The sequence below is a fragment of the Methyloceanibacter sp. genome, from assembly GCF_050728395.1.
GTDB lineage: Bacteria > Pseudomonadota > Alphaproteobacteria > Rhizobiales > Methyloligellaceae > Methyloceanibacter.
In genome coordinates this window covers 1-10,057 of record NZ_JBOHJB010000093.1, presented here as the reverse complement: position 1 = coordinate 10,057, position 10,057 = coordinate 1, and the positions used below count along the sequence as shown (strand labels likewise).

Here is a 10,057-nt window from a genome sequence, read left to right as displayed (position 1 = left end):
CTCGTGACGTCCGACTACGACTGGCCGCCGCCCGACCCGGGCCCGTTGACGACGCTCGCCTGGCGCCAGCGCAAGACGACCTTCCGCGAGTTTCTTGAAAGCGAGGTCGGCACCAACACGGGGCCGATGCGTGGTCGCGAAGTTCTGATCGAGATTGCTATGATTCCGGTCTCGCTCGCCTTTGCCGCAACGCTGATCGGTGTGATCTGGATCGCCGTGCGCTAGGCGCGACCTATCTCCGCGTCGCCACGAGCGCGCGGGCCTTGGCGAGAAGCTGATCGCGGCCGAGCGTAAAACCTGAGGTGATCCACTCCTGCTCCAGCACCTCCAGCAGCTCGCCGATCTCAGGGCCCTTGAGCTCACCGAGCGCGATCACGTCATCACCTCCGATCGGGAAACATGGAGCCTGCCATCGCTCCGGCAGCGCCAGCGCCCCGCGCCATTCTGCATCGTCGGGAGAGGCGCCCGCATCCGCCCAGGCAAGCAGCAGGGCGGGGCGGTAGTTCTGGCCGAGGCGATAGAGGGCGGATTTCGCCGCAGCCTCGTCCGGCAAGCCCGCGGTCGCGACTTGCCGGACCCCAAGTGCAAGCACCGCCTGCTCGGCATTGGAGAGCCGCAAGCGCAGGGCAACGCGGGCCACATCCTCCTCGACGAAGACCGCCAACGCCGCGAGCCTTAGGCTAGCGTCCGCCGCCAATCCGTTGGCCTCTTCGATGGCGACCAGCCTCTCGAACCGGCCAAGCCGCGGCACGCCGCCAAGCACGAAGGTGAGAAGACCATAATCGTAAAGCGCCTCCACCCCGCGCGCCGCTTGAGGCGCGACGAGAATACGCCGCATCTCCCCGGCGACCCTCTCCGCCGAGAGTTGCTCGAGCCCGGCGCGCAGCTTCACCGCCGCCTTGAGGCCGGCTTCATCCATCTCGCCCCTGCCGTAATAAGCATGGAAGCGGAAGAAGCGGAGGATGCGCAAGAAGTCTTCCTTGATACGCGCCTCGGCGTCGCCGATGAAGCGCACCCTCCCCGCAGCGAGATCGCCATAGCCGCCGAGCGGATCGAACACCTTGCCGTCGCGATCGGCGTAAAGCGCATTGAGGGTGAAGTCGCGACGCTTCGCGTCCTCCTCCCATGAGGTGGTGTAGGCGATCTTGGCGTGGCGGCCGAAGGTCTCGACGTCGCGTCTGAGCGTGGTGACCTCGAACGGCAAGCCATTGGCGATGACGGTGACCGTACCGTGATCGATGCCGGTCGGCACGGCCTTGAGCCCGGCCCGCTCGGCGAGCGCCATCACCTCCCCCGGCTCCGCCGTGGTGGCGAGGTCGATCTCGGTGACAGGAAGCCCGAGCAGCGCATTGCGCACGGCTCCACCCACCGCGCGCGTCTCGATTCTGTCGCCGCGAAGCGCGCCGAACACGGCGCTCGTTTCCCGGCGCTTGAGCCACTCTGCGCCGGCAAGCGAGGGAGCCTCGGAGCGGCACTCACGATCATGCGCGATCATCGGGGCGTAAACCGTCAGTCGATCTCGCCCGGCTTGATGACCCCGTCCTCGATGGTCGCCGGATGATAAATGCCACCGGGCTTGCCCCCCGAAAACTGGATCAAAGTCGCCATGGTGATCAGCAAAAGTCCGCATCCCGCCGCGAGCAGCCAGAGCACCGGCGCGTCCTGCCACACATCTGCCGGCGCGGCGCCCTTGGCGGCAAGCATATAGGCGCCATAGATCAGAAATGGCAGGGAGAACATGAAGATGTCGATCAGGGCGATGCGAAGCATCGGGAATCATGCCTTGCTCAGGAACGGACCCGCACAATAGCGGCGGAACCCTCATAAAGCGAGCGGCGCTCGTGTTGCTGAAGCGCCCTAGGACTTGGGCCCCGGAAAGGGGAAGAAGGTTCCCCCGCTCCACACCCCGAGCTCACGCTTCCCGCCTTTGCCTTCGGTCACGGCGCTTGCGACCAGCTCATAATAGATCGGCCGCGTGAGTCGTGCCTCCAGCTTATCGCGCACCAGCACGAAAGGAGTGAAGCTCCCGTTCGTCTCGGGGCGAAAGCTCAAGGGATGGTCCGGCCCAGCCTCGACCTCATCGTCGAGATTGGTGCGGAAGCCGAGCCTTTGCCGCTTGCCACTGCCCTCGACGGTCATGCCGACGGCGAGAAAGGGGGCGTCCTCGACGTGAATCAAAACCCTCTCGGCTGGCGTGACCAGATAATAGCGGCCGTCCTTTTCCTGTCTCAGCACCGAGGCGAAGAGCTTGACCAACGGCTTCCGCCCGATGGCGCTATTTCGATAATACCAGGTGCCGTCGCGCCCGATCTTGAGGCCGATGTCTCCGCAGTCTTGGGGGACCCGGCGGCCTGACGGCGCGGACTTGGCTTGGATCTCACCAAGGGCGTGGAGAACGCTCTTTTCGTCTCGTCTTGCCATATTGAGCGGTCGCTCCACGCCTCTTACCTAACTCTCAACCTGACGTGGGAGACGCCAGCGGGAGACCAAACACTATTGTGACCAATTTTTAACCCAAAGTATTCCTCTCCCCATGGCCTTTCGGCCTATAGTCCTCCTTCCTGACCATTTCGTAGCCAAAGCGAGCCCATGACCACACTTGCCTCCACGGAAACCCAGCTTCTCGAGCGCATCGACGAGATCGGCGCCAAGATTCACGACGTGCGCGAGGCAACGGCCGCCACCATTTTCGGCCAAGAACGCGTCATCGATCTTGCGCTGATCACGCTCCTGTCAGGCGGCCACGCCCTCCTCATCGGCGTTCCCGGCCTCGCCAAGACGAGCCTCGTGGAGACGCTTGGAGCCGTGCTCGGGATTCAGAACAAGCGCATTCAATTCACCCCTGACCTGATGCCGTCCGACATCGTGGGATCGGAGGTGCTGGAGGAAGGCAACAGCGGCCGGCGCAGCTTCCGCTTCGTCAAGGGGCCGGTGTTCACCCAGCTGTTGATGGCCGACGAGATCAACCGGGCAAGCCCCAAGACGCAGTCGGCGCTGTTGCAGGCCATGCAGGAGCATCATGTGACAGTCGCCGGCGTGCGCCATGATGTGCCGCGGCCCTTCCATGTGCTCGCCACCCAGAACCCCCTCGAGCAGGAGGGAACCTATCCCCTCCCCGAGGCTCAGCTCGACCGCTTCCTGTTGCAGATCGACGTCTCCTATCCCGACGAGGCGGCGGAGCGGCGCATGCTGTTCGCCACCACAGGACTGGAGGACCGCCCGCTGAAAACCATCCTGTCGGCCGACGAGCTGATGATGGCCCAGCGCCTCGTGCGCCAGCTGCCCGTCGGCGATCAGGTGGTCGACGCCATTCTCAAGCTCGTGCGCTCGGCGCGCCCCGGCACCGGCATCGACCAGGAATTCGAAGACATGATCGCCTGGGGCCCGGGCCCCCGCGCCAGCCAGGCCCTGATGCTCGCAGTCCGCGCCAAGGCGATGATCGACGGGCGGCTCGCCCCTTCCATTGACGACGTGATCGAGCTGGCCGAGCCCGTGCTCAAGCACCGCATGGCGCTCACCTTCGCCGCCCGAGCCGAAGGCTTGCAGATGAGCGACCTCGTGGCAAAGCTCGTCAAGCCGCTGGGGTGATCCGAGCTTGGCCACACGCGAGGCGAAAGCACTTCATCCGTTTCCGGCCGAGGAGCCGGAGGCCCATGCGCTAGCTGCGCGCATGCCGGCGCTGCTCATCGAGGCGCAGCGCGTCGCTCACACCGTCACCCACGGCAGCCACGGCCGCCGGCGCGCCGGACCTGGCGAGACCTTCTGGCAGTTCCGCCATTTCGACTACAACGACTCCCGCGCCGGCATCGATTGGCGGCGGTCGGCGAGTTCGGATCATCTCTTCGTGCGCGAGCGCGAATGGGAGGCGGCGCACACGGTCTGGCTCTGGGTCGATCTCTCGCCCTCGATGCGGTTTCGCTCGCGCCTGTCGAACACCACCAAGGAAAGCCGCGCCGTGGTGCTCTCGCTTGCCCTTAGCGAGCTTCTCGCCCGTGCCGGCGAGCGCGTCGGCGTGCTCGGCAGCAGGCCGTATGCCGGCCGCAACGCCTCGCGGCGGGTCGCCGAGGTCCTGGTCAGGGATGTGGACAAGACGACGAGCCTGCCGCCGCCGGCAAGACTGAGCCGCTTTTCCGAATGTCTCCTGTTCAGCGATTTCCTCGAGCCGGTGGAGGAGACCGCCAAGCGCATCGAGGCGATCGCGGCGCAAGGCGTGCGCGGCCATCTCGTGCAGATCCTCGATCCCGCCGAAGAGACTCTGCCTTACGAAGGCCGCACCGAATTCTCCGCAAGCGAAGGCCGCGACCGCGTGATCGCCGGGCGCGCCGAGAATTTGCGCGAACGCTATCGGGAGCGGCTCAACAGCCACCGCAATGCCCTTGCCGCCGAGGCAAAGCGCTTGAGCTGGTCGTTCCTCGTCCACCACACCGACAGGCCGGCCGAGGAGGTGGTGCTCGCCATCCACAATCGCCTGTCCGGCCTTGAGCGCGATTACCGCTTTCGTCCGTCGACGCCTGTTGCAGCCGGCGCGACCGAGGCGAGGTCGCGATCATGATGAGCTTGGGCGCCATCGGCTTCCTGCAGCCGTGGATGCTGCTTGGTCTTGCGGCTCTTCCCGCGATCTGGTGGCTGTTGCGGCTGACACCGCCGACGCCGCAACAGGTGGTGTTCCCGCCGACGCGGCTGTTGAAGGACCTCAAATCGACCGAGGAGACCCCGGCGCACAGCCCCTGGTGGCTCACGGCGCTGCGCATGTTGCTCGCGGCACTGATCGTGCTGGCGCTTGCCCGTCCGGTGCTCAATCCCGACCGCGAGAGCTTTGCCGGAACCGGGCCGCTCCTGCTCGTTGTCGACAACGGCTGGGCTTCGGCTTCCCATTGGCCGGAGCGGCGCGAGGTGATCGACGCGGCTATCGACCGCGCCATGCGCGACGGCCGAACCGTGGTGCTGGCGCCGTCCGCCCCCGGAGACCCGCTCATCGGGCCGATCGCCGCCGAGCAGGCGCGCGAGCGCGCTGCGGGACTAGCGCCTCAGCCCTACGCGCCCGACCGCAAGGCGCTTGCCGAGACGCTTGACCACGAGCTTGGCGGCAAGACGGACTATAGCGTCGTGTGGCTGTCCGACGGTCTCGACTATGGCGAGGGCCGGTCCTTCGCCGACAGCCTGGCCAAGCTTGCCGGTTCCGCGGGCAGCGTCTTGACGCTCCGCCCCGAGCGAGACGATGCGCCGGTTGCCCTCGACCAGACCGCCGGCGAGCGAAGCGGACTCACTGCCCGGATCTTGAGCGGGGTCGAAGGCCCGCGCGCCGGCGTGGTCAGGGCCGTCACCGGCCGGGGCGAGCCGCTCGGCGAAGTGTCGTACACGCTGCCGCGGGGCGAGCGAGAGACCAAGGCGCATTTCGACCTGCCGCTCGAGATCCGCAACCAGGTCGCCCGCATCGAGATTGGCGGCGAGCGCTCAGCCGGTGCGGTCTATCTGCTCGATGCGCGCTCGGAGTGGCATCGTATCGGCATCATCTCCGGCGAATCGCGGGAGGCGGCGCAGCCCCTGCTTTCTCCCCTCTATTATGTGCAGCGCGCGCTGTCGCCCTACGCCGACGTGGTGACACCGTCCGAGGGCAATGTCTCCACCGGCGTGCATGAGCTGATCGACGACAAGGTCTCGACCATCGTGCTCGCCGATATCGGCAAGCTCGTTCCTGGCACCGAGGAGGAACTCGAGCGCTGGCTCAAGGCCGGCGGCGTGCTCATCCGTTTTGCCGGCCCGCGCCTCGAGCAAGGCGGCGATGAATTGCTGCCTGTCGCGCTTCGCCGCGGCGGCCGGTCGCTTGGCGGATCGCTGTCGTGGAGCACGCCGCAGCCGCTCGCTTCCTTTGAGCCTTCCAGTCCCTTCCGCGGACTTGCCCTGCCGGACGACGTCAAGGTGAACCGTCAGGTACTGGCCGACCCCACCGTCGCCACCGAGGCGCAAGTGTGGGCGAGACTCGCCGACGGCACGCCCCTCGTCACCGCCTCGCGTAACGGCGAGGGTTGGATCGTGCTGTTCCACGTCACCGCAAATTCCGATTGGTCGAACCTGCCGCTGTCGGGCCTGTTCGTCGAGATGCTTCGCCGCACCGTCAACATGGGCCCGAGCAAGGTCGATGTGAGCTCAGGCGATCAAGCGCAGGCGGCGGCCGGTAGCGCCAAGAGCACGAGCACGAACCTCGTGTCGCCAAGCGCATTGCCGCCGATCCAGACTCTCGACGGCTATGGCCAGCTGGGCTCGCCTCCGGCGCGGGCGGCCCCGATCGCGCCGGATCAGATCGACACCGCCCAGCCGAGCCCTGAGCACCCGCCTGGCTATTATGGCTCTTCCGGCGCCACGCGCGCCTTCAATGTCATCACCGCCAAGACCGTGCTCACCCCGCTCAAGCCTATCGAGGGCGCTGGCCAGGTGAGCGGCTACGTCATGCGCAAGCCCGTGGCTCTTGAGTCCCGGCTCTATCTCGCCGTGTTGGCGCTCTTCGCCCTCGACGTTCTCGCCGTGTTGCTCATGAGCACGGGTTTTGGCTTCCGCCGCCGCGGGGCCGTGGCCGCCGCCGTGCTGCTCGGCCTTGCCATGCTCCCGCTGCCGAACGCGCCGGCCAACGCCGAAACGCAACAGCCGGCGACGAGCGCCGACGATTTCGCCTTGAAGGCCTCGCTCAAGACCCACCTCGCTTATGTGATGACCGGCGACGCTCAGATCGACGAGGTGAGCCGTCAGGGCCTTGCCGGGCTCAGCAAGGTGCTGACCGCCCGGACGGCGCTCGAGCCGGCGGAGCCCATGGGCGTCGACATCGACAAGGACGAGCTCGCCTTCTTCCCGATTCTGTACTGGCCGGTGCGCGAGGACGCCGAGCCGCTCTCCGATGCCACGCTCGCCAAGGTCGACGCCTTCATGAAGCAAGGCGGCTTCATCATCTTCGACACCCGCGACCAGGAACGTTCGCTTCCGGGAAGCGGCACGCAGAGCAAGGCGCTGACCAGGCTGATCGGCCAACTCGACGTGCCGCCGCTCGAGCCGGTGCCGGAAGATCACGTGCTCACCAAGTCGTTTTACCTGATGCGCGACTTCCCCGGCCGTTGGGACGGCGGCACGCTTTGGGTCGAAGCCGAGCCGGAGAACGACGCCGACCGTTCGGAGCGTTCACGCCGTACCGATGGGGTGAGCTCGATCGTCGTCACCTCCAACGACTTGGCCAGCGCCTGGGCGCTTGATGACAGCAACCGGCCGCTCTATGCCACCGTGCCTGGAGGCGAGGTGCAGCGGGAGATGGCGTTTCGCGCCGGGGTCAATCTCGTGATGTACGCGCTCACCGGCAACTACAAGGCCGACCAGGTGCATCTGCCCGCCCTGCTCGAGCGTTTGGGTCAGTAGGACGCCATGCGCTGGTCGATCGAGTTCCTCCCCTTCGTGTCCTGGCCCGTGATCTGGGCTCTTGCCGCGTTTGGCGTGGTGCTGTTCGCGCTTCTCTTGTGGCGCGCGCGGCGCGGCGCGCTGTTGCGTGCGCTTGCTTATGCCATGCTGCTGCTTGCCATCGCCAATCCGCATTTGAAGCAGGAGGACCGCGAGTCGCTCAACGACGTGCTCGCCGTCGTCGTCGACGACACGCAGAGCCAGACGATTGCCGGCCGCGACCCGCGCACCGAAGCGATCCGCAAGGACCTCGAAGAGCGGTTGAAAGTCTTTCCCAATCTCGACATCCGCTGGATCCATTCCGCGTCGACCGCCGGCGACGGCGACCGCGACGGCACCATGCTCTTTACCGACCTCGCCAAGGGCTTGGCCGACGTGCCGCCGGACCGGCTCGCCGGCGTGATCATGCTCACCGACGGCAATGTCCATGACGTGCCGGGAAATGCCGCGGCGCTCGGCTTCGATGCCCCGGTGCATGCGCTGCTCACCGGCAAGCCGGGCGAATTCGACCGCAGGCTCGAAGTCCTGCGCGCCCCGCGCTTTGGCCTCGTGGGCGGCGAGCAGCCGGTCGAGGTCAGGGTCACCGAGACCACGCCCGGCGATGCCAAGTCCGTGAATCTGACCGTCACCCGTCAGGGCGAGCCGCCGAGCACGAAAACCGTGCGCATCGGCGAGAAGGTCGACATCCCGGTCAAGGTCGACCACGCCGGGCCCAACATCGTGGAGATCGAGGCCGAAGCCGCGCCCGGCGAGCTCACCACCGTGAACAACCGCGCCGTGCTGACCGTGGAAGGCGTGCGCGAGAACATGCGCGTGCTCTTGGTGTCGGGCGAGCCCCATGCCGGCGAGCGCACCTGGCGCAACATGCTCAAATCCGACGCCGCCGTCGACCTCGTGCATTTCACCATCCTGCGCCCTCCGGAGAAGCAGGACGGCACGCCGATCAACCAGCTGTCGCTGATCGCCTTCCCGACGCGGGAGCTGTTCCAGGAGAAGCTCGATCAGTTCGACCTGATCATCTTCGACCGTTACCAGCGCCGCGGCGTGCTGCCTTTGCTCTATCTCGAGAACGTCGCTCACTATGTCGAGCGCGGCGGCGCCGTGCTCGTCTCTGCCGGCGACGACTACGCCTCGCCGTTGAGCCTCTACCGCACGCCACTTGGCCAGGTGCTTCCCGCCGTGCCCTCGGGTCGCGTGGTGGAGGAGCCGTTCAAGCCGGCGCTCACCGATCTCGGGCAGAAGCACCCGGTGACCCGCGATCTCGCCGGCGCAAAGGGCGACCAGCCTTCCTGGGGCCGCTGGTTCCGCGTGGTCGATGTCGACCCGCGCGACGCCGAGGTGCTGATGAAGGGCGCCGAAGGCAAGCCGCTCCTCGTTCTCGGCGAGCGCGGCCAGGGTCGCGTGGCGTTGCTGCTCTCCGATCACATCTGGCTCTGGGCGCGCGGCTATGAGGGCGGCGGCCCCTACACCGACCTTTTGCGCAGGCTGGCGCACTGGCTGATGAAGGAGCCTGACCTCGAAGAGGAGATGCTCAAGGCGACGAGCCGGGGTCAGACGCTTAGCCTCGAGCGCCGCTCGATCAAGGACACGATCGAGCCGGTGACAGTGACGGCGCCCTCTGGCAAGGAGGAGACCGTCACCCTCGACAAGGCCGAGCCGGGACTGTGGCGGAAGTCGATGACCGCCGGAGAACAGGGCGTCTACCGCATCTCTTCCGGCAAGCTTGCGAGCGTGGTCACCGTCGGCAACGCCAACGCCAAGGAGCTTTCCGCGGTAACGGCGACCGACGCAGCACTTTCCCCTCTCCTCAACGAGACCGGCGGCGGCAGCTTCTGGCTCGGGCGCAACCAAGCCGACACATCGCCGTTGCCGCGCATCGTCATGGTCCGCGGCGGTCACGTCATGCATGGCGCCGATTGGCTGGGCTTGCACAAGCGCGATGCCTATCACGTGCAAGGGGTACGGCTGTTTCCGCTGTTCACCGGCTTCCTCGCGCTTGCCCTGTTGCTCGGCATGATGGCCATCACCTGGTTCCGCGAGGGGCATTAGCCGCGACATCGGCCATGAGTGGAGGGACCGCATGCCCCGCATCGTCCTTGCCGCGGCTTTTCTGTTGTTGAGCGGCGGTGTCGCGCGCGCCGACGACTTCAAGGACTGCGAAACCGCTCCGCCCGATCAGGCCATCATGGCCTGTACCAATCTGATCGAGGGCGGCAAGCTCAATACGCGGCAGCAGGCTATTGCTTACACCAATCGGGGCGTGGCCATGCGCAAGAGGGGCGGCCTTCCGCGAGCGCTCGCCGATTTTGATCGCGCCATCGAGCTCGATTCCGGATTGGCGCCGATCTACGCCAACCGTGGAATTGTCCATCAGCTCATGGACGAGGCTGATCTCGCGCTCGCCGACTTCAACCGCGCCCTCGAGCTCGATCCCAACAATGCCGTCTTCCTCCTCAATCGCGGAGCCGTCTATCAACGCAAGGGCGATAGGGACCGCGCGCTTGCCGACTACAACCACGTCATCGAGCTCAATCCCAACCTCGCGATGGCCTACAACAACCGCGGCGGCGTGTTCAAGGAGAAGGGGGACCTGGACCGCGCGATCGCCGACTACGATCGC

General features: G+C 66.5%; 8 protein-coding genes and 1 pseudogene. 6 read left to right on the top strand and 3 right to left on the bottom strand.

The genetic code is table 11. The features are described from left to right. A pseudogene (locus tag ACREC7_RS13725) lies at window positions 1–225 on the top strand (hypothetical protein); the annotation flags it as partial. Window positions 226–232: 7 nt separating this feature from the next. Here the strand turns inward: ACREC7_RS13725 and ACREC7_RS13720 are convergent. The 3 genes from ACREC7_RS13720 to ACREC7_RS13710 all read right to left on the bottom strand — a co-directional run bounded on the left by ACREC7_RS13720 (window position 233) and on the right by ACREC7_RS13710 (window position 2,421). Continuing rightward, window positions 233–1,495, bottom strand: a complete 1,263-nt coding sequence (locus tag ACREC7_RS13720; RefSeq protein WP_431556251.1) for a CCA tRNA nucleotidyltransferase — start codon at window positions 1,493–1,495, stop codon at window positions 233–235. A 14-nt stretch (window positions 1,496–1,509) separates the two neighbouring features. Beyond that, window positions 1,510–1,770, bottom strand: a complete 261-nt coding sequence (locus tag ACREC7_RS13715; RefSeq protein WP_431556250.1) for a DUF6111 family protein — start codon at window positions 1,768–1,770, stop codon at window positions 1,510–1,512. A gap of 87 nt (window positions 1,771–1,857) precedes the next feature. Further along, the gene (locus tag ACREC7_RS13710) at window positions 1,858–2,421 is read right to left on the bottom strand and encodes a DUF1285 domain-containing protein (RefSeq protein WP_431556249.1); all 564 of its coding nucleotides are present in this window, start codon (window positions 2,419–2,421) and stop codon (window positions 1,858–1,860) included. Window positions 2,422–2,589: 168 nt separating this feature from the next. Between ACREC7_RS13710 and ACREC7_RS13705 the strand changes: the two genes are divergently transcribed. From ACREC7_RS13705 to ACREC7_RS13685, 5 genes are all read left to right on the top strand, one after another. Continuing rightward, a complete protein-coding gene (locus tag ACREC7_RS13705) occupies window positions 2,590–3,588 on the top strand; it encodes an AAA family ATPase (protein WP_431556248.1) in 999 nt (332 codons plus the stop codon). Between the two features lie 7 nt (window positions 3,589–3,595). Further along, entirely contained in the window at window positions 3,596–4,552 is a 957-nt protein-coding gene (locus tag ACREC7_RS13700; protein WP_431556247.1) for a DUF58 domain-containing protein, read from the top strand. Then, window positions 4,549–7,398: a DUF4159 domain-containing protein gene (locus tag ACREC7_RS13695; protein WP_431556246.1), complete on the top strand. Its 2,850-nt coding sequence runs from the start codon at window positions 4,549–4,551 to the stop codon at window positions 7,396–7,398. The genes ACREC7_RS13700 and ACREC7_RS13695 overlap by 4 nt, the downstream gene beginning before the upstream one ends. Before the next feature lie 6 nt (window positions 7,399–7,404). Next, window positions 7,405–9,486, top strand: coding sequence for a hypothetical protein (locus tag ACREC7_RS13690; RefSeq protein ID WP_431556245.1), 2,082 nt, complete (start codon window positions 7,405–7,407; stop codon window positions 9,484–9,486). 31 nt (window positions 9,487–9,517) lie between these two features. Next, window positions 9,518–10,057, top strand: a 540-nt coding sequence (locus tag ACREC7_RS13685; RefSeq protein ID WP_431556244.1) for a tetratricopeptide repeat protein, incomplete at its 3' end; no start/stop codon positions are given.

What these genes read in the sequence shown, in the direction of transcription:
- ACREC7_RS13720 (WP_431556251.1), bottom strand. Translation starts at nt 1,495, where the DNA reads ATGATCGCGCATGATCGTGAGTGCCGCTCCGAGGCTCCCTCGCTTGCC.
- ACREC7_RS13715 (WP_431556250.1), bottom strand. Translation starts at nt 1,770, where the DNA reads ATGCTTCGCATCGCCCTGATCGACATCTTCATGTTCTCCCTGCCATTT.
- ACREC7_RS13710 (WP_431556249.1), bottom strand. Translation starts at nt 2,421, where the DNA reads ATGGCAAGACGAGACGAAAAGAGCGTTCTCCACGCCCTTGGTGAGATC.
- ACREC7_RS13705 (WP_431556248.1), top strand. Translation starts at nt 2,590, where the DNA reads ATGACCACACTTGCCTCCACGGAAACCCAGCTTCTCGAGCGCATCGAC.
- ACREC7_RS13695 (WP_431556246.1), top strand. Translation starts at nt 4,549, where the DNA reads ATGATGAGCTTGGGCGCCATCGGCTTCCTGCAGCCGTGGATGCTGCTT.
- ACREC7_RS13690 (WP_431556245.1), top strand. Translation starts at nt 7,405, where the DNA reads ATGCGCTGGTCGATCGAGTTCCTCCCCTTCGTGTCCTGGCCCGTGATC.